The sequence below is a fragment of the Virgibacillus salarius genome (assembly GCF_039521925.1).
In the GTDB taxonomy this organism is placed as follows: Bacteria; Bacillota; Bacilli; order Bacillales; family Amphibacillaceae; genus Virgibacillus; species Virgibacillus salarius.
Genome location: NZ_BAAACY010000171.1, coordinates 1 through 25,937, shown reverse-complemented (window position 1 = coordinate 25,937; position 25,937 = coordinate 1). Strand labels below are relative to the sequence as shown.

The window sequence follows — 25,937 nt, the reverse complement described above, 5'->3', positions numbered from 1 at the left end:
TTACTCAATAAATTCGAATTCAAAATCCAATAATCGAATGGTATCTCCATCCTCTGCACCACGTTTTCGTAAAGCATCATCTACACCCATTCCACGCAATTGTCTAGAAAAGCGTTGAACTGCTTCGTCACGTGTAAAGTCTGTCATCTTAAATAACTTCTCAATCTTTGCTCCAGACAATACGTAAGCACCATCATCATCTCTCGTAATCTTAAAAGGCGCATCTTCCTGATGATAACGATATACGACTTTCTCCTCTTCTCGGCTTTCATCCTCTTCCTCAACAATTTTTGGAGTGGTCTCCAATATATCTGCTATTGCAAATAAAATATCTCTTAGCCCTGCTTTCGTAAGCGCAGATATTTCATAAATCGGATATGTTCCATTTAAAGCTTGTTTAAATTTTTCTAAGTTGTCTACTGCACCAGGCATGTCCATTTTATTTGCAGCAATAATTTGCGGGCGCTGCATGAGTTTTTGATCATATTCTTGCAGTTCTTCATTTATCTTTACAAAGTCCTGATATGGGTCTCTCCCCTCAGTTGCTGCCATATCAATCACATGAACAATTACTCGTGTTCGTTCCACATGCCTTAAAAATTGATGCCCTAATCCAATCCCTTCATGAGCACCTTCAATTAATCCTGGTAGGTCAGCCATGACGAAACTTCGCTGATCACTCGTTTCAACGACACCAAGATTTGGTGCAAGTGTCGTAAAATGATAATCAGCTATTTTTGGCTTTGCAGCACTTACAACGGATAGAAAGGTGGATTTACCTACACTTGGGAAACCAACTAACCCTACATCTGCTATCAGCTTTAACTCCACTCGAATTGTACGCTCTTGTCCAGGCTCACCATTTTCAGCCATATCTGGAGCTGGGTTACGAGGGGTTGCAAACCTTGAATTCCCCCTTCCACCTCTACCTCCTTTAACGATTACAGCCTGCTGATTATGAACGGTTAGATCAGCTATCACTTCATCTGTTTCTTCATCCGTTACCGTTGTACCCGGTGGGACAGGAACTATCAACGGTTCTGCATTCCGACCATGCTGATTTTTACTCATACCGTTCTCCCCACGTTTTCCTTTAAAATGACGATTGTAGCGAAAGTCCATCAAGGTATTTAATCCTTCATCAACTTTAAAAATGATATCTGCTCCATTTCCGCCATCTCCTCCAGCTGGTCCACCTTTTGGAACATACTTTTCTCTTCGGTACGCAACTAAACCATTGCCTCCATCCCCAGCCTTAACATAAACACTAACCTGATCGACAAACATCTTTTCACCTCATTCAATGACATGGTACAGAGAAGCTACACTGCAACCACTCATCTTTGTATAAAGTCGTCATAGCATACTTAGCTTCCATGCGCCTTATCTCTTCAATTAACAGTTCTCTTTTTTCCTCTAGATCGCTGATCATGAACCTAATTTCTAATTTATCATTTTGTATTGCTTGTATGTGTAGCTCAATAGTTATTAATTCAAGTCCTTCATTCATAGATTGTATCAACTTAACGATTTTTTTACATTGGCTCGTTAACTGCTTATCTGATTCATGAATATCCTTATTTTCTGTATGTATATGGTACACTAATCGCACGTCTTCATACATATGCTGGAATTGAATTATCCATAAAAAGAATTCATTTCCTTGAAGATGCATTAACTTCCGCTCTTGTTGATAAAGAGAGATTGTATCATTCGTTTTCTTCTTTACTTTTTCTATTTTCCCCATCGAAGCATAGCCATGAATTACTTGTAAATGGTTCATTAAGTCATGTCTATAATGCTGCAGAAGTTCCATAACATCCCTATCTTTCATGTTTCACCCTCCCATTTGTTGAAAAGTATAGCAGAAAAAGATAGAAAGGTCATTATGCTTTTAAATACAAGAAAATTTTAAATTCAAAAAAACTCCAGCCAACGAACTGGCTGGAGTTTTTCTTCTACCTTATGCTTCTTGAGCAACAGGGTATACACTTACTTTTTTACGGTTACGACCATAACGTTCAAATTTTACAACGCCATCAATTTTAGAGAAAAGTGTATCATCCCCACCACGACCAACGTTTTCACCTGGATAAATCTTCGTTCCACGTTGACGGTAAAGAATTGATCCACCAGTTACAAATTGACCATCGGCACGCTTTGAACCTAGGCGTTTTGATTCTGAATCACGACCGTTTTTTGTACTACCTGCACCTTTTTTCTGTGAGAAAAATTGCAAATCCAGACGTAACATAGCTATGCACCTCCTTATTTACTTTCAATCTGTATAAAATCACTATATTCTTGTTCAATCGAAGTTAACGAGATAATCATACCTTCAAATAATAACTGAATCTGTTCCATTTTTTCTTCCGAAATGGAAGCAGGTATGGTTACATGAAGATAACCACCATCTTGACCTTGTTCAATGATAAGGTCTACTTCGCATAAAGCCATAACCGCATTAATCGTTCCAATTGATACAGCTGATACTCCTGCACAAACAAGATCATAGCCATAAGGACCACTATCAGCATGTCCAGAAAGTTCAAACGCTGTAATGCGCTCATTTGTACGAAATACAGTTACTCGAATCATCAGCAAATTCCTTATGCGTTAATTTTGTCAATTACCAATTTCGTATACGGCTGACGATGGCCTTGTTTACGATGGTAATTCTTTTTTGGTTTATATTTGAATACAGTTACTTTCTTTTGACGACCGTGCTTTACAACTTTTGCAGTGACTGTCGCACCTTCAACATATGGTGCTCCAACTTTCACGTCATCTCCACCTACGAAAAGAACTTTTTCAAACGTAACAGCTTCATCCTGTTCAGCAGCAACTTTTTCAATGTAGATTTCTTGACCTTCTTCTACTTTGATTTGTTTACCACCTGTTTCAATAATAGCGTACATACTTCTTGCACCTCCTTGATTAACTCAGACTCGCCATACAGGTACTCAACGAAGAGTTTACAACCTGTTCTGCGCGGTTGTAGCACTGGTGCTACGATGAATAACGTATTAATGCTATCATGATAGCTTGTTATTTGTCAAGGAGGCAGAGACAATTTTTGTGTCAATGTAATAGAATATAAGCGATTAAATCGATTATTTCCAAAACAAAGCGATTACTACAATAGAAAATATAATACCAATTAATATAATTAGCGCATTACCTATAATACCTATCTTTTTATAAATGCTTCTTTCACCAAAAAAGGCGACAATAAGACCTAGAGTGGACGCTATTATACCAATAAGCAAGAAATTAGCAATCCCAAATAAAAAAGAAAAATAGGCTGCTAATCCAACTACAAACAAGTAAGTTGAAACCCTACTTAAAACCATTTTCATATCTGTTCTCCTTACAACTTTGTTAATGTCTACTTCGGTTATATCCATACATCATTCTCAGCAGTATATGGTGAAACTGTTTCTCCAGTATTTATAACACCCTTGGGCTCAACAATCATTACATGACATTCCTCTGAAGCAAATGGTTTATGTTCGACACCTCTTGGTATAACGTACATTTCTCCCTTACTAAGATGGACTTCTCCATCACGGAAAGCTATTTTCATCTCACCATCTATGACAATAAACACTTCATCTGTTTCTTTGTGATCATGCCATATAAAATCACCTATGATTTTTACTAGCTTAAACTGATAGTCATTCATCTCAGAAATCACTTTTGGGGACCAATAATCGTTAAACTTTGTCAATTTTTCTTTTATGTTTATTGCTTGATCCATATCACACCTCCTTAGGAGCACAATCTTTATAGAAAAGTAGGTCGTTTTAATGTTTAAACTACGATAACAATTGAACTTCTAAAGCAAACTGTTGAATTCTCTTTTGTCACCACTTAACATTCCATTCTACTTAATGATCGATGATTTTTTAAATATAAAGTGAAACTTCCATCCGTAAGGAGGTTTGTTTATCCCCACGATGGTTAGCACCACAAGGGTTTGACCTAAAGGCCTCTGAACCAATCGGACATTAACTAGCAGTTGATCCCTACTTATCAATAATGGTTTCGTTTTATTGCTTGTAGTGGAGTCTTACTGCCAGTTATATGTGGGATAGATCACTTACAGAGCAAGAAAACGCTCATTTTAATAATTGATCAAGTAGGGCCTGTGATTTTAATCCTTCCTCCCCATCAACTACCGGTTGTTCATCTTGGCGGACGCAATCTATAAAATGACTTACTGCATCCTCAAACCCTCTTTGTTTTACGATGGATTCCCAAGATGATGCACTAGTAGTAGTCACGGCATTTTCTTTTTCAACTTCTGTCACATTCATATTCTTAACACGTATAATTGCTCCATCTACTATAAGCTCAATTTTCTCTAAATTTGTACCTGCACTCCTATGCATTGCTGTCGTCATTGGTTGATTACCAGATTTAAATAGGTGTTGCGTATAGAGAAGCTGGTTTTCCCTATTCACCTGAATATCTCCGTATAATACCTCTAATCGATCAGAGCCAAGCCATCGTACTGTGTCGACTACGTGAAGATAATCATCGAGCATAGTAAATTCAACATTTCCAGGACCAATACTGTTCAATCTGTGCTTTTCGACTCGGATCGAAGCTGCATCCGTTGCGAGCTCTTTTATGGCTACATACATTGGTGCAAAACGACGATTAAATCCAACCATTAGCTTTCTATTATACTTCTTACTTAATTCAACTAATTTCTCAGCTTCCGTCATTGATGCTGCTAATGGTTTATCAACATAAACATCTACACCATTAGATAATAACGCAGATACAACCTCATAATGCGAATCTGTAGAGCTATGCACTAACACAGCATCGCATTGATTTGCCAGTTCTGCCATACGATGAAAATCACCAATACGATACTGACCACAGATTTGCTTTCGTTTTTGTTTATTGGGAGAAAATGCACCAACAAATGACCAATCCGTTTCTTTTGCAAGAATTGGTAAATATGCTTTCTGGGCTATAGATCCTAAACCTACCATTCCAATTCGTGGATTATTCAAAAAAACACCTTCATTACAATTTATTTAATACTGCATTAGTTTAACATAATCTCAGCCTTTAGTTTTTCTAAAATCAAGATTTTTCTTATTTAAAGCATAATGAATTTACACGTGAACAGTTGATCAAATCAAAATTGTATTGTACTGGTAATACTCCTTCAAAGAAATTCTCTAATCACTATTATTTTCTGTCTAAATGACTATACTTCTTTCTTGCTAGAAATTTCAATATTTTCTAATGCTTGTGTGGCCAGTCGATCTGCCTCATTATTATTCTTTCGTGGAATAAGTTCATATTGTGGTTCAATAGATTGATACGTAAATTTTGTTTCAATACGACCAGCCCAGCCAGATAGTGTCTTTTCGTAGCATGGCCATTCACCCTTTAACTGATTAATTACAACTTGTGAATCTCCTCTAACGGTTATCTGTAAATGTTGGGCGTCGAGTGACTCCAATTCCTTTAATGCAAAATGAAGTGCGGCATACTCGGCTTCATTGTTTGAATCGAGTTCTCCAACAGTTGCATTTTTTCGAATTCGAAAGGATTTCCCATTCTGTTGATAATAAATCACACATCCCAGACCAGATTTCTTTCTTTGCTGATCAAACCCTCCATCAAAGTAAATGTAAACATCGTGTGGCTCTTCTTCTATCTCTTCAAAATAACGTTTCAATTCCTTTTGTGACCAAGCAATATCTTGGGTATCTATAAATGTTAATTGTTTCACTCGTCCAGTTTTTTCCATGTCGTCTACAAGTAATAAAGCGTCTAATGCTTTCATTTCTTCTGACTGAAAGCTAGTATTAGCTCCCATAGGTGTTTGATAGGTAAATTGTATTCTGACTTTCATAATAATTAATCCCTCTCGTATAGTATATTTGGGCATTAAATGTAATACGTTCACTGAAGAAGTAGCATCTTCCGTACTTAGTAAAGCGATGATGGATCTCTTCTCTTTTAACATACTACCGCAGGTATTATTTTTTTATAACGAGTTCAATCCTAGTATAACCTATTTCATATTTCTTACTGATAGCTTTTGTTTGTGAAAAAACCATGATTTCCATACAATAGACCTATAGCTACATTGTAATTGAATTCGAAATTTGTTATAATTAATTGCTTTTAAAAGGAATAAGGGGGAACTTTTTTGTCGATTGAAATAGGCAGTAAAGTAAAAGGTAAAGTAACGGGTATCACTAATTTCGGAGCATTCGTAGAACTACCAGATGGTAAGACAGGACTTGTTCACATTAGCGAAGTTGCAGATAGCTATGTGAAAGACGTAAATGACCATTTGAAAGTTGACGACGAGGTAGAAGTTAAAATACTTAGTGAAAACGATGGTAAAGTAGCATTATCTATCAAAAAGGCAATTGAACGCCCTGTCAAGCAACGTTCATCACGTCCTAGTAGCGGACGAAATTCTAATGGATTCCGTTCAGGGAATAAATATAGACCTAAAGAAAGTTTTGAAGATAAAATGGCTAAATTCTTAAAGACAAGTGAAGAAAATTTAGCTACCCTGAGACGTAACACGGATACAAAGCGTGGAGGTAGAGGCGGAAGACGAGGATAGATATTTGCTTATCACATAGATAAAGTGAAACTACATTCAGTGGGGGTTATTTATCTCCTACTGATTGTCAATTGAACCAATCGGACACTCACTGGCAGTCGATCCCAATTACCAATATTGGTTTCACTTTATTGCTTGAAGTAGGGGTATTACTGACAGTTATATGTGTGAAAAAGGCTGAGACAAAAGAATGAAGAAACAATAAAAAACGAACGATAATTATTTGAAATTAATTATCATTCGTTTTTTTTGATTAGAATCAATCATTTAGCACCTGAAATAAGCGAGACTCCGGCGGGAACAGCACGAGTCCGAATACCCACGTGGTAACGTGTTTTTCTTTACCAAGTTAGCTGCCCGCGGAAAAGCGCGTATAGTTTCACGGTGTGGCGAAGATACCCCTATTGATAATATGATTATTCGTATTTTGAGTAAAGAACTTGTGTTTTGTCCCAGCCTCTTTGTTATGGAAATTTAGTAACTCATGCAAATTCGACTTGCTTATATTAAATTTCTAGCAATTTCTCCAACTGTTTTGTCGTAATGCTTTTCATTAAAATAACTGTGCAAACAAGCGACTTCGTCAATAGATTGACGATAGTTATTTGGGTAAATGATATAAATCGGATGCAGCTTCTCACGATGAAATCGTGAAAACACTTCCAATAATGATTGATCTGAGCTTACACGAATTGGCAAAACCTTTCGAGCAAAACGATTTTTCCCTTCGTAACGCTTTAGCAAGAATCGGAAAAATGCATAATACCTTTGTTTCCATTCCGTTTTATTTTCCATAAATAAAAAGATAAATATAAAAAATGAACTTAATGTAAACGGTAGCGTAATGAGTTGGATGAGCAATAATAAGATGCTGGCAATCATTGAGAATATAATCACTGCATAGTACGCCTTTTTATATGGTACTAACGACGATAAGCATAAAAACAATAATTTCCCACCATCTAATGGCCATAGCGGGAGCAAGTTAAATAAAAGGATAATCGAATTATAATATAAAAACAAATCCATCACTGCTTGAGGTAACATTCCTAAATCTCCAAGGAGGAATAAAACTATAAATAAAATGATGTGCTGAAACGGACCAGCACAGGTGACCAATAGCTCTTCTCGAATTGGTTTACTTCCGTGTTCATCCGTATCCATCACTCCACCAAAGACCCAGAGCATTACCTTGCGAATCCGCCATTTAAAGAAAGTAGCCATCATAAAATGACCCATCTCATGAAAGAAAACAATAAATAATAAGATAGCTAATTCCATAAATGTTCCGGTAAAAAAAGATATGATAATAAATACTAATAGTATTGGATGAAAATGAATATGAGGTAGATAGTTATTGGACATCGTCAACTTTTATCACCTGTACTGGGTCAATGTAATTATTGTCCTTTTCTATTGAAAAAAACACCGTGTCACTTTCTTCATTAGGTGTAAATTGTCCAATCTTCTGATTACCTGAAACATGCTGATATAAATGAACATCAATGTTACTTAAATATCCGTAGGTTGTCTTACTACTATCTGGATGCTGAACAACAATGGTTTTATTAGTTTCACGATCATTTCCAGCGAAGATAACAATTCCTTCCTGTAGTGCCGTAACTTCTGTTTGTCCTTCAGGTGCAATACGTATGCCCGTTCCATTTGTTTGGAAAGATTCTGCTACACTTCCATTTACAGGCATAGCTGCAACTTCTGCCTGTTGTTTATTCTCTTCAGGTACAAATGCTAGAGGACTGCCAAAAGTATCTTGATACCATACATTCACTTTCGCAAAAGGAAACTCTTCTGTTAATACATTGCTTGTCCACTCTTTAGATGATTGTAATCTTGGTGAATCCATCTGCCAAAGTAATGCAACACCCAAAAATAACAATACAGAAAGAATACCTTTCAACATAAACCCCGATACCATTCTATTCTGCCTCTCCCTTGTCATTCCTGAATCAGAAATAACTGGAGCATAGCCATGTTTTTCCTCTTCCTGCAAGATAGGAGGAGTAAACTGTTTTTTCGAACTCCCTGAATAGGGAACTCCTCGAGCCTTCTTACGTTGCTCAATTGATTGGCGCACTTTTTTTATTCCTTTACTCATATTCCTCACAATCCTTCTCATGCATTTGTACAAGTGTATGAGTCAATGAGTCAAGATATGTTAGAAAGTATATAGATGCTAGTAATAAAGTGCAACTCCAATCAGTTGGGGATTTTGTTTATCTCTCACTTACCATTTTTGATTTCACTTTATTGCTTGAAGTGGGTGTTCTACTGCCAGTTATATGTGGGATAAAAAAACTCTGAACTATAATCCAAATATACAAAGTTATATCCAGATAGTAGTTCAGAATCGTTCTTTTTTTGATATGTGATAATTCCTACCGAAAGGAAGTCATACAATGATCCGTTACACCCAGTAGAGGAAATACGCTGGCCTCTTGCAAGTCCAAAAATTAAGCAATTCAGCATAAAGTTAATGTGCAGTGTTAACTAAGGCCGTACACGAGGAAAGCATCCCATATTATAGATATCGATGAAAGAATAACATTACTATTTGTGAATGGAAATTCTCGGTTTAATGATATTCTAACACCAATCAATTATTAAGCGCGCATACCAAAGAACTTCTTCACTTTTTGCATCATACCTTTTTCAGTATCTAGAGACTGTAACGGGACAGTTTCTCCCAATATTCTTCGAGCAATATTTCGATAAGCTATAGAAGCCTTTGTAGTTGGTTGAAAGGCTACTGGTTCTCCTTTATTGGAAGCCTTGATAACTTCATCATCATCAATAACAATTCCAACTAAATCAATAGATAATACCTGCACGACCTCATCTATTTCCAACATATCCCCACTTTTCATCATGTGATTACGAATTCGATTAATTACTAATCGTGGAGGCTCAGCCATCTCCTCTTTCTCTAATAATCCTATTATCCTATCTGCATCTCGTACACTAGATTTCTCAGGTGTTGTGACAACGATCGCTTTATCCGCACCAACAATCGCATTTTGAAAGCCTTGTTCAATTCCAGCAGGACAATCAATTATTATATAATCATACTCTTGTTTTAACTCTGCGATTATTTTCTTCATGCCTTCTGTCGTAACAGCAGACTTATCACTTGTTTGTGCAGCTGGAAGTACAGATAAATAATCAAACCGTTTATCTTTTATTAATGCTTGTTTTAACTTACATCTCTCTTCAATAACATCTACAATATCGTAAATGATTCTATTTTCGAGCCCCATCACTACATCGAGATTTCTTAGACCGATATCTGTATCTATTAAACAAACCTTCTTATCCATAAGTGCTAATGCAGTACCTATATTGGCTGTAGTTGTTGTTTTACCAACTCCACCTTTACCAGATGTAATAACGATCGCTTCACCCATTTTGTATTCTCCTTTCGAATCTGTTTATTTCTTTTCGTCTATGTGAAAGTACTTGTAGTCGATCAATTATAATTTTATCTTTCTCTTCATCTACAAGACCACATTCCATATACACACCATCAGATTCATAGTCTGGAGCACGACTGATATAATCAGCAATTCGCAGCTGACTTGGATTCATAAAAGATGCTGCTATGAATGCTTCTCTATCACCATCAATTCCTGCATGAGCAATTCCTCGTAAATTCCCCATTATGTAAATATTACCTGTCGCGATTACTTTTCCACCGGGGTTCACATCACCCAAAAGCAAGAGATCACCGGTAACATGTAGCACTTGACCTGACCGTACAATACGGTTAATTGCTTTCACCTCACTATTCGTCTGCCACATACGCGCCTCTTCACGTCGGACAACGTCAGATTCAATAGAATGAATAGTGAATCTATTTTTAGCACCAATAACTTGTTTCAACTGTTCTATTTGCTCATCATGTAGATAGCGGGTACCTAATTTAACTCTCACTGCAACAATCGGTTCATCCTGCTTTGGACGGCTTTCCTTCATTTTATGATCGAGTTCGAAAATAGCTTTTTCAAACGAACATGTGTCATCAATAAACAGTGTAAGTCCATCTTTCGTGCCTTTCATTGTAATCAATTGTTTTTTTTCCTGTACCACACGTTCACCTCATTCACATAACAAGAGAATCTAGAGCAACCATTTTTTATATTGTATTACTCTTTGTTAATTGCTCTCTTCCCCAAGTAGTAAGTTTTTTTACAACTATTGGATACAGCATTAGTAAAAATACTAAATTAGATCCAATTGTTGGTAGCATTCGATGCATTAAATAAGCTTTCCAAACCATATCCGTTTTCCCTATAACCGTGTATATCAGATGAATGCTAACGTCTGCCAGGGCAATCCCGCATACACCAAGCAACATAGCAACATAAATATTTCCATGTAACAACTTTTTAAAACCATGTACCGCATATATAATCAATGCATAAGAAAACATATAGACACCTAATACATCTGTATATACGATATCGATTAAGAGACCAAATAGTAAAGCATACAACACGGAAAAATACGTTTGATCTTTATCATAAAAAATAGCAATAAACACTAAAAAAATAAGTACCCAATGTGGAACAATAAGCAAGTCACTTGTAAGCAAATTACCAGGCAATAATTCGAGCGCCACACCTTCTAATACTAAGAGCAGGAATAGGATTAAAGGCAAGTATAAACGTTTCATTACTCGCCCTCCTCTTCCGTCGTCTCTTCATCTGTCTTCAAATCTTCTTGAACAGAACGATCTACCACAATCACTTGATTCATATCATACATATTTGCAGCAGGCTCCACCAGTGCTGTTTCGGTTAAACCATATTGATCCGGTACAACCTCTTTCACTGTACCAATTACTAATCCAGACGGGAATACACCGCCCATCCCAGAGGAGATAACGAGCTCTCCTTCTTTTAAATCTTTTTCAGATTCTTCAATAATACGAAAGACGAGACTTTTACTTTCTTTGTCAAATCCTTCAATCATGCCAAAAATATCTTTATCTTTACCTTTTCCGCCTCTAGATACTTTTCCCGAAATACGATTAAATTGATCAAAACCAGTAAGCAATTGCACTGTTGAGGTATTAGGAGATGCCTTAAGGACTTTTCCGATCATACCTTCAGGAGTTCTTACTGCCATATTTGCTTCTACACCATCATTGGATCCTTTATTAATTGTTACTTGTTCAATCCATCTTTCCGGTGACCTTGACATAACCGTAGCTTGGATTGGGGTATAATCTCGAATGTTGTCATCATCCTTCAGATCCAGCGTATTTCTTAAATCCTCGTTCTCTTCTTTTAATTCTTGAACTTCATAAATAAGTCCTTTGTATTCCGCTAACTTCTCTTTGAGTATGCGATTTTCATTGTACGTATCTTTGAAGTCATCAATATTTCCAATGATATCTGTTATAAAATTTATTGGAGCATGAATAATACCTTGTGCCCACCCAACGGTATCATTTACAAACTCTTCAACATTCGTCAGATTTTCTCTATCACGTAGAGAAAATCCAATTAATGCTACGAAAAAAATAAACCCGATTAATAAAATAAATAAACGTTTTTTACGTAAAAAAGACATATAAACACCAACTTATTCTACACTAGGACGAGATGATACATTCGGATGGGAACGGAAATGCTGAATGTATTCTAATGATTTACCTGTACCAATCGCTACACTTTCTAAAGGGTCTTCTGTAATGAATACAGGCATCTTTGTCTCATCACTAATGACTTTATCTATGTTTTTCAGTAGTGAACCTCCACCTGATAGGACGATTCCACGGTCCATGATATCCGCCGCAAGCTCTGGAGGTGTTTTCTCTAACGTACTCTTTACTGCTTCAACGATAGCATCTACTGTATCCTTTAACGAATCAGCAATTTCTTCCGCAGTAATCGTGATCGTTTTTGGTAATCCCGTTAAAAGATCTCTCCCGCGAATATCCATTTCACCTTTAGGAGAATCACTTCCCGCAGATGCTATTTCAAACTTTATCGATTCCGCTGATCTTTCCCCAATCATCAAGCTGTATTGCTTTCGAATATAGCTAGTGATTGCTTCATCCATATCATCTCCAGCAGTGCGAATGGACTGACTGGTAACGACTCCCCCTAAAGAAATAACTGCTACTTCGGTAGTCCCACCTCCGATGTCAACAATCATACTGCCTGTTGGTTCCCATACTGGTAGCCCTGCACCGATCGCTGCTGCAAAAGGTTCGGAAATCGGATAGGCTTCTTTTGCACCAGCTTGCTTTGTTGCATCGATTACAGCACGTTCTTCTACCATTGTAATACCTGAAGGTACACATACCATTACGTTTGGCTTTTTAGCAAAATAAGAGCGATTTTTCATCGCCTTTTTAATATAATATTTCATCATTGTCGCTGTTGTATCATAGTCAGCAATTACGCCATCTTTCATTGGACGGATGACAGAAATATTCCCAGGCGTTCTCCCAATCATATTTCTAGCAGATCCTCCAACCGCTTCAATATCGCCTGTTGCCGTATTTTTTGCTACAACAGAAGGCTCACTTACGACAACACCTTTTCCTTTCACAAAAACTAATGTATTAGCTGTACCCAAGTCTATCCCTAAGTCCTGAGAAAAATTAAATAATCCCAATAAGATCTTCCTTTCCAAATCACAATCATGTGGTTATATGTAACGAATTACAACAATTCATTATTCGCAAAATAAAATTTATCGATTCCAATTATCTCTTTTCACTATGAAAAAGTAAAATATTTTCATCGAAAAGATCAGCGATACATATCACAACACCATTATTTATAGATTATGTACCAGTTTAAACACAAGGTTGCTTGTACCATGTTTTTCCTACTCATGCTAAGCTCAACAAGCGCCACTTTCCATATCTAAATTGAAAAATGGCGCTGAACAATCATTCGTCTATATAATTATACGAAAAAAATTATAAAATAGATAGTGTTATAAATATCATATGTGAGCTTTTTTTGATTTCATGCATCTTCCCTTCAGAAATAGGCAAACAATAAGTGAACTACTCCCATCACTTACCAACCTTATGGGTTGCTTGAAGTGGGGGCTTCTTGGATAATCGCCACTTTTGGTAGCTGACAAAATGGACCAAGCTAACCCTCTTGTTCCAAGAGTTTATATTTTCATTAGGCACTTGATGAATTTCGATCATTCACTGTTGGGTTGTGCTTTGAACAAAAAAGGAAAAAAAGCCTTTGGGCTGTCGCCCAACCGAAATTCATCTCCCCCCTTACCGTTGGGCTACGCTCTTCACACGCTTGAAGATGGAGACTTCTTTCGGAAGTACGTTAAATTATTAATTTTGAAATACTCTTTTTAATTGTTCCTATTTATACAAGCTCATTCGTATACATTTTAAGCTTTAACTGCTTTACCAATAATTCAAAGAAGCGCTGTGAATGATAAACGAGAGCTTGTAGTAAAACGTCCTCGCTGACAATTAATGAATTATTATCTATCGTTAATCTTGTTTTACTGCCTCATATTTTTCTAGTTTTACACCAATTGGTTGACTAGGATAATAAAAAGCAGCAATTCCTTCTTCCAAGTATTCTTCCATCGCATTTAAGTAATAACCATATAAAGAAGGGAGATCATCAAAAATGGGTAACTGGCCAATTTCCTTGTAACTTGAAGTAAATGCGATTCCCCCTTCTATCAATAAAATTCCGCTTTCTATATATTTTTTTCTGTTGGCTTTCATGAGTGTTACGAGAGATTCGGTATTAAATCCGCCAATATAAGCATTAGGATTTTTAATCAGATCGTCTAAATCATATACTTGCTCTTTAAGATAAAAATCTTTTATGTCCACGATCACTCCACCTCTTTTTGCTTCACATCACATTTTGTTTTGTACACGTTACTAATTCCTAATATCGCTATCCATCTATATTTTGTTTAGCCTAAGCTAGGGCGACTATTCTTACGTTGAAAAAATCCAATGAACATACCCATGCAAAAGAAAAAACTTCAAAAAAGTATAATCATATGGAAACATCAGTAGTCTTATTTAATTTTTGTGTATTTATGGGAAATGGTGAATTCGCATATAACGATTTTTTAACTTTACAATAAGGATACTCATCGTGTAGACATACAATTATATATACCCTTTTTCTTTTAAAGAGACATATTTTCGATCACCAATCACTAAATGATCGATTAATTCAATCCCTATCATTTTACCACATTCAACCAATCTTCTCGTTACATGGATATCTTCTTGGGAAGGAGTGGGGTCCCCTGAAGGGTGGTTATGAATAACAATGATGGAGGCTGCAGAGCGTTTGACAGCTTCACGAAATACTTCCCTAGGATGGACGATAGAGGCATTGAGGCTACCTATAAAAATAGTTTGTTTGTGAATAATTTGATTTTTCGTATTCAAAAATAATGTTACAAAATGTTCTTGATTTAACCCTCTCATTTCTTCCATTACATATTCTGCTCCATCCTCAGGAGAGCGAATAACATGCCTTTCATCAGATCTATATATATGCATTCGCTTGCCTAGCTCTACAGCAGCTAAAATCAACACCGCTTTTGCCGTACCAATTCCTCTAATAGCAATAAGTTCTTCAATAGTAGCATCACTTAATAACTTTAATCCTTCAAAATGCATCAATAATCGATTCGATAAAGCCAATACGGATTCTTGTCTAGTACCGCTTCCTAAAATAATAGCTAGTATTTCCGCATTAGATAAATGACTGGAGCCTGATTTTATAAGTCGTTCTCTTGGTCGATCATCCTTTGGCACATTTTTTATCATAATAGGCGAAATAGTTGTCAATATAGATCATCCTCTTCTCTAAGATAACTCTATCTTACAAAAGAGATGTATCGACGTACAAATCAGCATTATTCCAATTTTGCTATACGATGAACTCCTATAATGGGATTTTCCATTAGAGTAAATTCTGTTTCTATTATTAACCAAATTGATAATTAATTAAATCAATTATTAAATGTAGTTCCAAATGTCTTCCATAGCTCCATCAGTAACGCCTTCTTTTGCAGTGCTTCAGCTTGTCCTGCTTTTTCTAATACTTGTTGAGTGGACTGATACAATTCTTTTAGCTGCTCACTATCCTTTGGATAAGCTTTCAGAAGTGAATCCCATGTGTTCTTTTCAAATTCACCAGATTCTAGTGTATCCTTCCATGTCTTAATAAATGATTGTGCCCAACTGTTTTCATCCCTTGTTAAGTCTGTAGTAATATTTCCTGTAGACCACTCTTTAACATAAATATCGTCCATGTCTGTATCAACTAATCCCTGTTGTAATTGTTCTGCCTGCGTTTCAGTGGTAGCAGCTGCTATAAACAGGAAATACTGATCCCCTCTCTCCCATATAGTGACAGGAACCCCTCTGTCTCGGTATGAACCAGCACGCGCATCAGCATTTGCCTTTTCTGAAAAAACACCACCTTGAAGTACATATGCCCTTATTTCATCTAGACGAACAGAAGATGCAGAACGATCAGCTTGTTTATCATTATCTTGATCGTCGTCGTTAGTTACAGCTGCTGAAGAATTCTGATTACCGCTCATATGATTATCATCCTCAATCATGATAAACATATTTAGCATCATTATTCCTAAGAAGGATCCAATGACTAATGCTGACAATACAGAAAGTATAGCAGGCTTAAACTCCTTCCACTTTCTTTTATGCATCGCAAATTTAGAAGGTTTTGTATCTGATACCCTTGTATAAGGCGGAATTTTTTCATCTTCTGAATCGGATAATGCAGCAGCCTGTTCATTCCTTCCTGAAGGAATTTCTCTATTCTTATTGACATAAAGCTTAACTTGTTTACCATTTTCCCATACTGTGATCTTTCTTTTATTTTCGTCCATTGTCTTTACCTCCCTGCTGCTAGATTTACCTTCAACTCTAGCATATAGACCGTAAAAAGTAAGACGAATTCTGTCACCTTATTAAAGAATCGTTCAACATAAATTTTATAAGAACAGCATATGAATGTTATTGTTTTTTAAGAAAAGACCGAACTAATGAAATGAAATACAAGGAGCCAGATATAAAATATACAGTATGTGATTGTTCCATTTGGCGTATTGCCTCTTGCCAATTTAGCTCGATATGAAAGTCACTCTCATAGTTTCTTAATTCAGATACCTGCATTGCACGTGGATGATCAAACGTCGTTAAGCTAATTGTTGTAAAATGATTTTCTATTTGTTTTAGCATTTTATCAATTTCTTTATCTTTAAACGCAGAAAATAATAGATGTCGTTTGCAGTTACTAAAATTTTCTTCTACTGTGTTTATAAATGCTTCCATTCCCGCCGAGTTATGGGCGCCATCCACAATAGTTAAGGGCTGTTTTCTAACTATCTCAAATCTTCCCATTACCATGACATGAGTAAACGCCTCTTCTACTTTATTCATATCTATATTAAAGCCAGCTTCCATTCTATTTAACAGTTGAAGAGCCATTGCAGCTATTGATGCATTCGCTTTTTGGTGTTCCCCCATCATGTTAATCCAAAATTGGAATGTATCTCCCCCCTGTTCCCACCAATTTATGCGATGGTTATATGCAGTAGATTCTGAACGATAGAAAAAATGATGACCTAGTCGATATATAGGAGCTTGCTTCAACATAGCTTCTTTATTGACAACTTTTGTCGCATCTTCTATTAGTTCACCTGTAATGACTGGTATTGTTGATTTTATTATACCTGCTTTATGATAAGCAATTTCACGTATTGTGTCCCCTAGAAATGCAGTATGATCTTTCGCTATATTTGTTATAATGGACATCAGAGGCTGTACACAATTTGTGGTATCTTCTCTACCACCCATCCCAGTTTCTATTAAAGCAAGGTCCGTATGCTGTTCAAAATAAACAAAAGCAATAGCTGTCAGAATTTCAAATTCTGTCGGATGCATGTTCATATTATCTAATTTTACTACTGCTGGATATACCTTTTGCCATATAGTGAGAAAATCATGTTCTGAGATTGTTCTATCTCCCAATAAGATATATCCTCGTAGGCCAGTTAAACTAGGAGATGTAAAGATTCCCACTTGATAATTGTTAGCTTGTAAACCTTGTTTTATAAATTCTAATGTCGAACCTTTTCCGTTCGTACCAGCAATATGAATCGCATTAAAATTATGCTGAGGTTGATTCAGTAATATAAGTAGTTTTTCCATTCGTTCGAGTCCGGGCTTTATCCCTAAATTAATTCTATTTGCTAAAAAGTCTTCAACTTGTTGAATTTCTTGAAACATAAGCACACCACTCTCATGAAATAAATTTACCTATAACAGTATAGCAGAAAGGACAAATAAACATGCAGTTACACGGCTGGATAATTTACAATGGAAGTTTACCTGGAAAGAAGTTTCTTGACTTTGCCGAATGGATTCAACGAGCAGCCATTCGAAAAGGTGGTACAGCAACTATATATAAGAATAGCGAATTATTGTCATATCTTAATACAGAGAATCTTAGTTTATTAAAAGACGAGCGTGTACCATTACCGAATTATGTTTTATTTGCGGATAAAGATGTTTATTTAGCAAGGCAGCTCGAATTACTCGGCTTACGAGTCTTTAATCGAGCAGAAGCAATAGCTGTGAGTGATGATAAAATTGCAACATATCAACAGTTAGCAATAAAGAAGCTACCTATTCCTAGAACCATTATTGCACCAAAGACATTTTTTTCTGAGGAACCAACTGAGTCGGTGATGCAGACAGCAGTTGATACATTTGGTTTTCCTATGATTGTGAAGGAAGCCTTCGGGTCATTCGGTCAACAAGTGTATCTGATCGAAACCAAAGAGCAATTATTACATAGACTTCAGCAAATAGATGGAAAGCCATATATGTTTCAAGAATTTATCTCTACAAGTTACGGAAAGGATTTGCGACTACACGTAGTAGGTAATCACGTGGTGGCGGCGATGAGAAGGCAGGCAGTAAATGATTTTCGTGCTAATGTATCAGCAGGAGGATCAATGGAAGCCTATGAGCCGTCTGAATATGAAACGAAGATAGCAGTTGCTGCCACAAAAGCGATTGGAGCAGATTTTGCTGGTGTCGATTTGTTATTTGGCCCTGATCAATCTCCCATTATTTGTGAGATTAATTCAAATGCACATATCCGTAATATATATGATTGTACGAACATTAATGTAGCAGATTATATTATCGATTATATTTACAAGTCATGTGGTGACAATGGAGGCAAGTAAATGAGTAAAGGTTGGTTAATCTACAGTAAAAAGGACATTGACGTAAACCAATCCTATATAAATTGGTTTATCAAAGAAGCATCGTATCAATCTATTCAATTAGAACTCATAATAAGAGAAGATATAACAGCAGGAATTATTAATAATGCACGCACCGTGCGAGTAAATGGATTTCCCATTACAAAGCCTGAATTTGCTATTGTTCGAACTATTGACCCATTGCTTAGCCTTCATTTAGAGGCATGTGATATTACTGTTTTTAATTCATCTTCTATTTCAAGAATTTGTAATGATAAGGCGTTAACGCATCATCATATGCACAATTTACGTATCCCAATGGTAGATACCCTTTACTCGAAGAAGCAGTATTTAACAGATACCCCTCCATTAGCCTATCCTTTTATCATCAAGGAAACAGCAGGAAGAGGCGGAAAACAAGTTTTTTTAATTGAAAACGATCAACAATATACCTCCATTAGCCAAGTATTAGCTAATACGGAGCTTATTGTTCAACCTAGTACGGTAGAGCATGGAAAAGACATTCGTGTCTTTATAGTAGGAAAGGAAATTATTGCAGCTGTAAAACGGGAAAACGACAAAGACTTTCGTGCCAATTTTAAACTCGGAGGCTCTGCTAGCTTATATGACTTGAGTGATAAGGAACGTTCTATGATTCAATCAATTGTTAATCACTTTGATTTTGGTATGGTAGGTATTGATTTTTTGATCAGTTATAATGGAGAACTCCTATTTAATGAAATTGAGGATATCGTCGGCTCACGGACATTAAGTAAAGTTAGTGATATCAATATTTTGCGAACGTATATGACTTATATTAGACGAAAGATATCGAATAATATAGATTAGATCTAATCGACATACTTAGAACGAAAGCGCAATCGCCTGATTAGAAACGTAGCGAATGTAGGGATTTAACGGTGATAAAGGAATCAAGGTGAGCTTGTGAGCCGATGATAATCTATCATAGGTTAATTCGTGAAGTCGCCTAGTTTCTGGGCGCTGGAGCTTAACGAGGCTCAACACGCCCATATTTATCCACATGGGTTTCCTAGACAAAAAGAAAACTAGCCAGCTTTGATAAACCTAAGCAAAGCCGAACTATGATTCGAAATGTTTTTTGGTTAGCATTCGAATTAGTTCGGCTTTAGCTGGTTCTAAACTGCGGATATTAACTGTGACTGAAACTGTCTATATATTTTTCATTCGCTGTATGAAGATTCTCTCCAACATTTGCTATAAAGCCAGTCTTTTATAGCTTTATTCCTGCTATTTCTTCGGATTTGAAAATGGTATTTAAGTTACATTTTATCCACAAAGAAATAGTTTAACCTTTTAGTTCTTCGAGCCTTGCTCTAACTTTTGCTTGTTTATTAAGATAATCCTTCTCTTTTTGTCTCTCTTCTTCTACAACGGCCTGTGGTGCTTTATTTACAAATCCTTGATTACCAAGCTTTTTCTGCACACGTTCAACTTCTTTTGTCCACTTCGTTAATTCTTTTTCTAAGCGATCAATCTCTTTATTAAAATCAATTAATCCCTCAAGTGGGAAATAAAGTTCTGCACCAGTAACTACAGCAGACATTGCTTTTTCAGGAACTGAAATATTTGTTGCAATAATAAGCTTATTTGGATTACAGAAGCGTTCCAAATAATCACGATGTTTCTCTAATTCATCAACGATCTTCTGATTCTCTGCTTGAATCAATATGTTAATTTGTTTTGACATCGGTGTATCTACTTCCGCTCGAATGTTACGAACTGATTTAATAATTGATACAAGTCGTTTCATTTCTTGAGATGCTTTTTCGTCATGAAATGCTTGGTTTACTTCTGGCCATGTAGCAATGGTAATAGAGTCTCCTTGATGAGGAAGCTGTTGCCAAATTTCCTCTGTGATGAATGGCATATATGGATGCAACATTCGCATGGTTTGATCTAATACATGAGCAAGTACTGACTGCGTCATCTTCTTCTTCACATCATCTTCGCCATACAATGGTAGCTTAGCCATCTCGATATACCAGTCACACAATTCATCCCAAATAAAGTTATAGAGATGACGTCCAGCTTCTCCAAACTCGTATTTATCGGTATTCTTGGTAACCTGCTCAATCGTTTCATTTAACCGTGTAAGAATCCACTTATCGGCAAGGGATTTCTCACCAGATAAATCTATATCTTCATAGGTGAATCCATCTAAGTTCATTAAAGAGAATCGCGAAGCATTCCAAACCTTATTTGCGAAATTCCAAGTAGCTTCTACCTTTTCCCAATGGAAGCGTAAATCCTGCCCTGGGGTTGAACCAGTAAGTAAGAAGTAACGCAACGAATCAGCGCCATATTTCTCAATTACATCCATCGGATCAACACCATTACCTAGTGACTTACTCATCTTTCTCCCTTCAGCATCCCGAATTAAACCATGAATTAACACATCTTCAAATGGTTTTTGATTTGTGAATTGCTTTGATTGAAAGATCATCCTTGCTACCCAGAAGAATATAATATCATACCCAGTAACAAGAACTCCTGTAGGGAAATAACGTTTAAAGTCCTCTGCATTCGTATCCGGCCATCCCATTGTCGAAAAAGGCCATAAGGCAGATGAAAACCAAGTATCTAAAACGTCCTCATCCTGCTCCCAATTTTCTAAGTCCTCAGGTGCTTCCTTCCCAACATAGATTTCATTTGTTTCCTTATGATACCAAGCAGGAATCCGATGCCCCCACCAAAGCTGGCGAGAAATACACCAATCACGTATATTTTCCATCCAATTAAGATACGTCCGTTCAAATCGCTTTGGAACGAAATTCACTTTATCCTCTTGTTGCTGTAAATCAATAGCAGCATCTGCTAATGGCTGCATATTAACAAACCATTGAGTGGATAAATACGGCTCTACCACTGCACCGCTTCGTTCAGAATGCCCAACTTGATGCGTATGATCTTCAATTTCAAAAAGAATACCCTGGTCTTGAAGGTCTTTAACAATCTGCCTTCTGCACTCAAATCGATCTAAACCTTCATAACTTCCCGCATTTTCATTCATAGTGCCATCTTCATTCATAACTAATACACGCTCTAGGTTATGTCGATTACCAATTTCAAAATCGTTTGGATCATGTGCAGGAGTTATTTTGACGGCACCGGAACCAAACTCCATATCTACATATTCATCTGCAACAATCTCTATTTCCCTGCCAACAATTGGTAGGGTCACTTTTTTCCCAATTAAATGAACGTAGCGCTCATCGTTTGGATGAACAGCAACGGCCGTGTCTCCTAACATCGTCTCCGGACGTGTAGTGGCAATCTCAATGGTTTCTTCACTGTCTTTTATTGGGTAACGCATATGGTAAAACTTACCATTAATTTCTTCATAAATAACTTCAATATCGGAAAGAGCAGTTTTGGTTTGTGGATCCCAATTAATAATATACTCTCCACGGTAAATAAGTCCTTTTTCGTATAGCTTTACAAATACCTCTTTTACAGCATCAGATAATCCATCATCAAGCGTAAACCGCTCGCGCGAATAGTCTAAGCCCAGTCCTAATTTCTCCCATTGGGAACGAATGAAATCGGCATATTCTCCTTTCCATTCCCAAGCTTTTGCTAAAAATTTTTCTCTACCTAGTTCATAGCGATTTGTTCCTTGTTCTTTCAATTTGGCTTCTACTTTAGCCTGTGTTGCAATACCTGCATGATCCATACCGGGTAGCCACAGGACATCATACCCTTGCATTCGTTTCATACGTGAAATCGTATCCTGCATAGTTGTATCCCATGCATGGCCTAGATGCAATCTTCCGGTTACATTTGGTGGTGGAATAACAATTGAATATGGCTCTTTTTCCGGATCATTGGTTGCTTCAAAATACTTTCCTTCCAACCAAAATTGATACCTACCCTGTTCTACTTCCTTGGGATTATATTTTGCCGAGAGGGAAGTTTTTGTTTCCTTTTCACTCATCATAACGCCTCCTATAACTGTTTGCTACGACAAAAAGCCCTTTTCATCCTACTTAAAGGACGAAAAGGGCATACTTTCCGTGGTACCACCTTTGTTTACACGCTCCATTGGAGCTGTGCACACTTCATTCATTGATAACGGTAACTAAACGGTTACCGGCTTCTTCTACTTATGCTTTTTAGCATGTGTTCAAAGAAGCTGCATCACGGGCGACCTTCCAACATAATCTTACCAAGGAAATTTTCAGCCACTGATTTCCCTCTCTTCTTTGGCAATTATCTTGTACTCTTCCCATTCAGCGCATTTTCAAGTAATAGCTTTATTTTATATAGTATAAGTCATTTCGTCAACTATTTTTACCAGTTTTGCACAAATACATGATATCTATACATAGTATATAGAACAATCACAAAAAAACTTAGCGTTTCGAAAGCGAGGTGAAAACGGTGGCACGATATTACCGTTATCGACTCCCTCCATGGGCTAGAACCTGTATTATTGTTATCGAAAGAGTTACCTTGCCAATATTAATTTTCCAATTAATACGTACATTGTTCTTCCCTACAACCTTTGATGTATTTTTATTAGGCTTAATCGTAGGTATATTTATCGCCTTTTATTTGGAATGGATTTAGCTTTCTAAATCGTCCAAATCAAGGGTATCGTATTCTTTTTCCACATATGCTGACAAGCGTAGACCAAATAGTATTCTTCTAAATATGTGTTGTAATGGTATAATTTGATCAATCATTGTTTTTGATGATTGATCATGCTCTTCTACTAACTGTATATATGGAGCAGGGTCGAGAACCTGTATAATTAACATATATAGTTCTTTATTCGTTAGTTTATTTTCATTCATATAGCTATCAAATTCATCTAAGAAAAGGTCAACAGGAGCATCATAATGCACCGTTTCAGATTTATAGAATTGGGATAAATCGAATGGGGCATATTCGTATCGCGCCTTATCCCAATTTATAAGATACATCTGCTCCGGTGATACGATAACATGTGAGGAATTCAAATTACCATGACACAAGCTATAATTCCACTGTTCTTGCTGCTCCTGCTCATTTATCAACTGGTCAATTCTTCGATTGGATTCTTGTAAACTAAAATCGATGTCACGAAAATGTGTACAAACGAGAAGTTCAAAGGGAGACATATAGTGTTTAGCTTCAAATTGTTCCACAAAAAACAACAATTTCTTTTGAAGTGCTTCACATTGCTTCTGATACCCCCGAAAGTTCTGTACGAATGAATCTGTGTCTACAGTTCGAGTTCTCTTTGTCTTCACATGTATATGACCAAGATGACGATAAAAGTTTCCTATCGTATATTTATCAAAAGATGAAAGGGCATTCCCTCTCCAAGGAGATAAATAATAAACCGTTCCTTCATAGATTTCATAAATATTCCCTTCTCTTGTTAAAAAAACAGGAAGAATCGTATGAAGGTTTTGCGTATATGCCTCCTGATATACGTTCTCCCACATAGCCATATCATCAGGTGAAAGCTGACTTTGCTTTAACGCAAACTGTTGCTGGCCATCTTGTACCTTATATAATTTTTCAGTTTCATTTTCTATGTAAAAAGGTTGCACCGAATAGGCATGTAGCACAGCCTTTAAGTCATCCACTTTTTCGTTCACCACCTAATACTGGAAAACCCCTTGACTTAATCGCAAGGGGCAGCATTTATTTTTTCTTATATGGAATATATAATAACTGACCTTCTGTCACATCATAGTCATCATCTAACTGGTTTTGTTTTATTAATTGTAACGCCGAAATTTGATAACGTTCTGCAATAGAATCTATCGTATCCTTCTCTTGAACAATACAGAGTCTCATACGAGCAAATTGATCCACATCAGATTCCCTAAACATATCAGATAAGTAGCCAACATCTTGTACTTGATCTGTTGTATCACGATTATCAGAGCTTTCATGAATTTCGGGAGTGTGCGATGATTCCAGCCAATCATCTGATGTATCATCCACTTCCACCTCTTCATCATGGGAGGAGGATTCTTCAGGTGAGTCAGTTCCAAAGAATTCTGCTAATGATTTTGATTCTTTATATTTCCACCTGTCATCCTCTTCCTGCCCTGCTTTTTCCGTATCATTTGTCTTCTGTTCTATCGAAGCTTCTATTTCTACTTCTTGTGACTCTTCTTCTCTATCTTCCACCACTTGTTCTGATTCCTCTCGTTCAGCAGAAAGTATCGGTAAATCGGGTGGTGCCAAATGATCATTGATGGATTCATTTTCTTCAGGGTCTTTGATTTCGAATTGAAAACTATCTGCCTCTTCATTATTCTCCGCATCATTTCCCCAGTCAGAAGTGTATGCATCCCTTTCTGTAACTGTCTCCTCAACTTGTTCACTTTCATTGACACCGTGTATTTCAATTGTTGAATACAAGCGGAACAATGACGGGTTAGGAAGTTCATAATCAAAAGTTTGAATAAAGACACTTACGTCGTTTAAATCTGCAACTCTGTTTGCCGGCACAGAAATTTCCACAGGAAAACGGTGTGAAAAAGCTGCTATATCTTCATCTAAATCTTCAACCACCTCTACATATCGTTTCGATTGCAAGTTTTCTGTTTCAATCGATTCTTCTGCCTCCTGAATGGTTTTTTGATAATCTCCTTTAAGCTCAATTACACCTCTTATGGAAATATACTCATTAAATGAATGTATGGAAATATCCGGCTCTAGCGAAACTCCTCTCATTTCATTAACTTCCTGTCCTTTTTCAAAATAGAGCGTTTCATTCAGCTCAAAACTGAAAACCGGTCGATCCTTAGACAATTCTCTTCCTCCTTTCAGCATATCCACGGCATATGATTATATGTCTTAATTATCTATATGAACAGTTTTATTCGGATATGCTTCCTATATAAATTTAGATAAATCCATACAATAATGTTTATGAACAGACTTTTGTTATTACACTGCCCTTTTAATAAGAAAAACTGAGCAAAATTCGCTCAGTCCTTATCACTAAATGCTCCGATTTACGCTTCCTCTAGTAGCTATT

27 protein-coding genes and 2 other annotated features are annotated in these 25,937 nt (G+C 36.6%); of the genes, 4 read left to right on the top strand and 23 right to left on the bottom strand.

All coding sequences use genetic code 11. The features are described 5' to 3' along the window. The 9 genes from obgE to ABDZ84_RS20765 form a co-directional block, all read right to left on the bottom strand. Nucleotides 1-1,287: a GTPase ObgE gene (obgE, locus tag ABDZ84_RS20805; RefSeq protein WP_026681272.1), complete on the bottom strand. Its 1,287-nt coding sequence runs from the start codon at nt 1,285-1,287 to the stop codon at nt 1-3. 13 nt (nt 1,288-1,300) lie between these two features. Beyond that, entirely contained in the window at nt 1,301-1,834 is a 534-nt protein-coding gene (locus tag ABDZ84_RS20800; protein WP_026681273.1) for a Spo0B domain-containing protein, read from the bottom strand. A gap of 129 nt (nt 1,835-1,963) precedes the next feature. Then, nucleotides 1,964-2,254 carry a 50S ribosomal protein L27 gene (gene rpmA / locus ABDZ84_RS20795; RefSeq protein ID WP_026681274.1) on the bottom strand — a complete coding sequence of 97 codons (291 nt, stop codon included), beginning with the start codon at nt 2,252-2,254 and terminating at the stop codon, nt 1,964-1,966. Between the two features lie 14 nt (nt 2,255-2,268). Next, nucleotides 2,269-2,598 carry a ribosomal-processing cysteine protease Prp gene (locus ABDZ84_RS20790; protein ID WP_026681275.1) on the bottom strand — a complete coding sequence of 110 codons (330 nt, stop codon included), beginning with the start codon at nt 2,596-2,598 and terminating at the stop codon, nt 2,269-2,271. An 11-nt stretch (nt 2,599-2,609) separates the two neighbouring features. After that, complete coding sequence (gene rplU / locus ABDZ84_RS20785) at nt 2,610-2,918, bottom strand: 50S ribosomal protein L21 (protein WP_343782863.1); 309 nt, start codon at nt 2,916-2,918, stop codon at nt 2,610-2,612. Nucleotides 2,919-2,934: 16 nt separating this feature from the next. Then, nucleotides 2,935-3,007 (bottom strand) — a sequence feature (ribosomal protein L21 leader region). A gap of 106 nt (nt 3,008-3,113) precedes the next feature. Beyond that, nucleotides 3,114-3,359, bottom strand: a complete 246-nt coding sequence (locus ABDZ84_RS20780; RefSeq protein ID WP_152525421.1) for a hypothetical protein — start codon at nt 3,357-3,359, stop codon at nt 3,114-3,116. Between the two features lie 38 nt (nt 3,360-3,397). After that, a complete protein-coding gene (locus tag ABDZ84_RS20775; protein WP_026681278.1) occupies nt 3,398-3,760 on the bottom strand; it encodes a cupin domain-containing protein in 363 nt (120 codons plus the stop codon). A 361-nt stretch (nt 3,761-4,121) separates the two neighbouring features. Continuing rightward, nucleotides 4,122-5,030, bottom strand: coding sequence for a Gfo/Idh/MocA family protein (locus ABDZ84_RS20770; RefSeq protein WP_205388661.1), 909 nt, complete (start codon nt 5,028-5,030; stop codon nt 4,122-4,124). Between the two features lie 200 nt (nt 5,031-5,230). Continuing rightward, on the bottom strand, nt 5,231-5,884 hold the full coding sequence (locus tag ABDZ84_RS20765) for a reverse transcriptase-like protein (protein ID WP_343782860.1): 654 nt from the start codon (nt 5,882-5,884) through the stop codon (nt 5,231-5,233). Nucleotides 5,885-6,184: 300 nt separating this feature from the next. On the opposite strand from ABDZ84_RS20765, the gene ABDZ84_RS20760 reads away from it, so the two are divergent. Then, entirely contained in the window at nt 6,185-6,613 is a 429-nt protein-coding gene (locus ABDZ84_RS20760; protein WP_026681281.1) for a S1 domain-containing RNA-binding protein, read from the top strand. Between the two features lie 501 nt (nt 6,614-7,114). On the opposite strand, the gene ABDZ84_RS20755 is transcribed toward ABDZ84_RS20760, so the two are convergent. From ABDZ84_RS20755 to ABDZ84_RS20705, 11 genes are all read right to left on the bottom strand, one after another. Beyond that, complete coding sequence (locus tag ABDZ84_RS20755; protein ID WP_034678992.1) at nt 7,115-7,978, bottom strand: site-2 protease family protein; 864 nt, start codon at nt 7,976-7,978, stop codon at nt 7,115-7,117. Beyond that, complete coding sequence (locus ABDZ84_RS20750) at nt 7,968-8,729, bottom strand: peptidoglycan DD-metalloendopeptidase family protein (RefSeq protein WP_343782856.1); 762 nt, start codon at nt 8,727-8,729, stop codon at nt 7,968-7,970. Before ABDZ84_RS20750 ends, ABDZ84_RS20755 begins: the two co-directional genes overlap by 11 nt. Nucleotides 8,730-9,234: 505 nt before the next feature. After that, nucleotides 9,235-10,035 carry a septum site-determining protein MinD gene (minD, locus tag ABDZ84_RS20745; protein WP_026681284.1) on the bottom strand — a complete coding sequence of 267 codons (801 nt, stop codon included), beginning with the start codon at nt 10,033-10,035 and terminating at the stop codon, nt 9,235-9,237. Continuing rightward, nucleotides 10,028-10,717 (bottom strand): septum site-determining protein MinC, encoded by a 690-nt coding sequence (gene minC / locus ABDZ84_RS20740; RefSeq protein WP_026681285.1) that lies wholly within the window; start codon nt 10,715-10,717, stop codon nt 10,028-10,030. The genes minD and minC overlap by 8 nt, the downstream gene beginning before the upstream one ends. A 46-nt stretch (nt 10,718-10,763) precedes the next feature. Next, nucleotides 10,764-11,303, bottom strand: coding sequence for a rod shape-determining protein MreD (gene mreD, locus ABDZ84_RS20735; RefSeq protein ID WP_026681286.1), 540 nt, complete (start codon nt 11,301-11,303; stop codon nt 10,764-10,766). Then, nucleotides 11,303-12,205, bottom strand: coding sequence for a rod shape-determining protein MreC (gene mreC / locus ABDZ84_RS20730; protein WP_343782853.1), 903 nt, complete (start codon nt 12,203-12,205; stop codon nt 11,303-11,305). Before mreC ends, mreD begins: the two co-directional genes overlap by 1 nt. Nucleotides 12,206-12,217: 12 nt before the next feature. Further along, complete coding sequence (locus tag ABDZ84_RS20725; protein ID WP_166530559.1) at nt 12,218-13,258, bottom strand: rod shape-determining protein; 1,041 nt, start codon at nt 13,256-13,258, stop codon at nt 12,218-12,220. Between the two features lie 859 nt (nt 13,259-14,117). Continuing rightward, on the bottom strand, nt 14,118-14,471 hold the full coding sequence (locus tag ABDZ84_RS20720) for a hypothetical protein (protein ID WP_166530558.1): 354 nt from the start codon (nt 14,469-14,471) through the stop codon (nt 14,118-14,120). A 288-nt stretch (nt 14,472-14,759) separates the two neighbouring features. Continuing rightward, on the bottom strand, nt 14,760-15,431 hold the full coding sequence (gene radC / locus ABDZ84_RS20715; protein WP_166530561.1) for a RadC family protein: 672 nt from the start codon (nt 15,429-15,431) through the stop codon (nt 14,760-14,762). 185 nt (nt 15,432-15,616) lie between these two features. After that, nucleotides 15,617-16,522 (bottom strand): SPOR domain-containing protein, encoded by a 906-nt coding sequence (locus tag ABDZ84_RS20710; RefSeq protein WP_026681291.1) that lies wholly within the window; start codon nt 16,520-16,522, stop codon nt 15,617-15,619. A 127-nt stretch (nt 16,523-16,649) separates the two neighbouring features. Then, nucleotides 16,650-17,924: a bifunctional folylpolyglutamate synthase/dihydrofolate synthase gene (locus ABDZ84_RS20705; RefSeq protein WP_166530557.1), complete on the bottom strand. Its 1,275-nt coding sequence runs from the start codon at nt 17,922-17,924 to the stop codon at nt 16,650-16,652. A 62-nt stretch (nt 17,925-17,986) separates the two neighbouring features. Here ABDZ84_RS20705 and ABDZ84_RS20700 point away from each other — a divergent pair, with 62 nt between their 5' ends. Together ABDZ84_RS20700 and ABDZ84_RS20695 are read left to right on the top strand one after the other, a co-directional pair. Next, a complete protein-coding gene (locus ABDZ84_RS20700) occupies nt 17,987-18,892 on the top strand; it encodes an ATP-grasp domain-containing protein (RefSeq protein ID WP_026681293.1) in 906 nt (301 codons plus the stop codon). Beyond that, a complete protein-coding gene (locus ABDZ84_RS20695; protein WP_166530556.1) occupies nt 18,893-19,759 on the top strand; it encodes an ATP-grasp domain-containing protein in 867 nt (288 codons plus the stop codon). 478 nt (nt 19,760-20,237) lie between these two features. Here ABDZ84_RS20695 and ABDZ84_RS20690 read toward each other — a convergent pair whose 3' ends face one another. After that, a complete protein-coding gene (locus tag ABDZ84_RS20690; RefSeq protein WP_343782849.1) occupies nt 20,238-22,886 on the bottom strand; it encodes a valine--tRNA ligase in 2,649 nt (882 codons plus the stop codon). A 52-nt stretch (nt 22,887-22,938) separates the two neighbouring features. Next, nucleotides 22,939-23,194: a binding site (T-box leader), on the bottom strand. 138 nt (nt 23,195-23,332) lie between these two features. Between ABDZ84_RS20690 and ABDZ84_RS20685 the strand changes: the two genes are divergently transcribed. Further along, entirely contained in the window at nt 23,333-23,521 is a 189-nt protein-coding gene (locus tag ABDZ84_RS20685; RefSeq protein ID WP_026681296.1) for a hypothetical protein, read from the top strand. Here ABDZ84_RS20685 and ABDZ84_RS20680 read toward each other — a convergent pair. Together ABDZ84_RS20680 and spoVID are read right to left on the bottom strand one after the other, a co-directional pair. Then, on the bottom strand, nt 23,518-24,528 hold the full coding sequence (locus ABDZ84_RS20680) for a protein kinase family protein (protein WP_026681297.1): 1,011 nt from the start codon (nt 24,526-24,528) through the stop codon (nt 23,518-23,520). The two genes, ABDZ84_RS20685 and ABDZ84_RS20680, sit on opposite strands and share 4 nt — an antisense overlap. 58 nt (nt 24,529-24,586) lie before the next feature. Then, nucleotides 24,587-25,708: a stage VI sporulation protein D gene (spoVID, locus tag ABDZ84_RS20675; RefSeq protein ID WP_026681298.1), complete on the bottom strand. Its 1,122-nt coding sequence runs from the start codon at nt 25,706-25,708 to the stop codon at nt 24,587-24,589. Nucleotides 25,709-25,937: the final 229 nt, after the last annotated feature.

What these genes read in the sequence shown, in the direction of transcription:
- obgE (WP_026681272.1), bottom strand. Translation starts at nt 1,287, where the DNA reads ATGTTTGTCGATCAGGTTAGTGTTTATGTTAAGGCTGGGGATGGAGGC.
- ABDZ84_RS20800 (WP_026681273.1), bottom strand. Translation starts at nt 1,834, where the DNA reads ATGAAAGATAGGGATGTTATGGAACTTCTGCAGCATTATAGACATGAC.
- rpmA (WP_026681274.1), bottom strand. Translation starts at nt 2,254, where the DNA reads ATGTTACGTCTGGATTTGCAATTTTTCTCACAGAAAAAAGGTGCAGGT.
- ABDZ84_RS20790 (WP_026681275.1), bottom strand. Translation starts at nt 2,598, where the DNA reads ATGATTCGAGTAACTGTATTTCGTACAAATGAGCGCATTACAGCGTTT.
- rplU (WP_343782863.1), bottom strand. Translation starts at nt 2,918, where the DNA reads ATGTACGCTATTATTGAAACAGGTGGTAAACAAATCAAAGTAGAAGAA.
- ABDZ84_RS20780 (WP_152525421.1), bottom strand. Translation starts at nt 3,359, where the DNA reads ATGAAAATGGTTTTAAGTAGGGTTTCAACTTACTTGTTTGTAGTTGGA.
- ABDZ84_RS20775 (WP_026681278.1), bottom strand. Translation starts at nt 3,760, where the DNA reads ATGGATCAAGCAATAAACATAAAAGAAAAATTGACAAAGTTTAACGAT.
- ABDZ84_RS20765 (WP_343782860.1), bottom strand. Translation starts at nt 5,884, where the DNA reads ATGAAAGTCAGAATACAATTTACCTATCAAACACCTATGGGAGCTAAT.
- ABDZ84_RS20755 (WP_034678992.1), bottom strand. Translation starts at nt 7,978, where the DNA reads ATGTCCAATAACTATCTACCTCATATTCATTTTCATCCAATACTATTA.
- ABDZ84_RS20750 (WP_343782856.1), bottom strand. Translation starts at nt 8,729, where the DNA reads ATGAGTAAAGGAATAAAAAAAGTGCGCCAATCAATTGAGCAACGTAAG.
- minD (WP_026681284.1), bottom strand. Translation starts at nt 10,035, where the DNA reads ATGGGTGAAGCGATCGTTATTACATCTGGTAAAGGTGGAGTTGGTAAA.
- mreD (WP_026681286.1), bottom strand. Translation starts at nt 11,303, where the DNA reads ATGAAACGTTTATACTTGCCTTTAATCCTATTCCTGCTCTTAGTATTA.
- mreC (WP_343782853.1), bottom strand. Translation starts at nt 12,205, where the DNA reads ATGTCTTTTTTACGTAAAAAACGTTTATTTATTTTATTAATCGGGTTT.
- radC (WP_166530561.1), bottom strand. Translation starts at nt 15,431, where the DNA reads ATGATAAAAAATGTGCCAAAGGATGATCGACCAAGAGAACGACTTATA.
- ABDZ84_RS20710 (WP_026681291.1), bottom strand. Translation starts at nt 16,522, where the DNA reads ATGGACGAAAATAAAAGAAAGATCACAGTATGGGAAAATGGTAAACAA.
- ABDZ84_RS20705 (WP_166530557.1), bottom strand. Translation starts at nt 17,924, where the DNA reads ATGTTTCAAGAAATTCAACAAGTTGAAGACTTTTTAGCAAATAGAATT.
- ABDZ84_RS20700 (WP_026681293.1), top strand. Translation starts at nt 17,987, where the DNA reads ATGCAGTTACACGGCTGGATAATTTACAATGGAAGTTTACCTGGAAAG.
- ABDZ84_RS20695 (WP_166530556.1), top strand. Translation starts at nt 18,893, where the DNA reads ATGAGTAAAGGTTGGTTAATCTACAGTAAAAAGGACATTGACGTAAAC.
- ABDZ84_RS20690 (WP_343782849.1), bottom strand. Translation starts at nt 22,886, where the DNA reads ATGAGTGAAAAGGAAACAAAAACTTCCCTCTCGGCAAAATATAATCCC.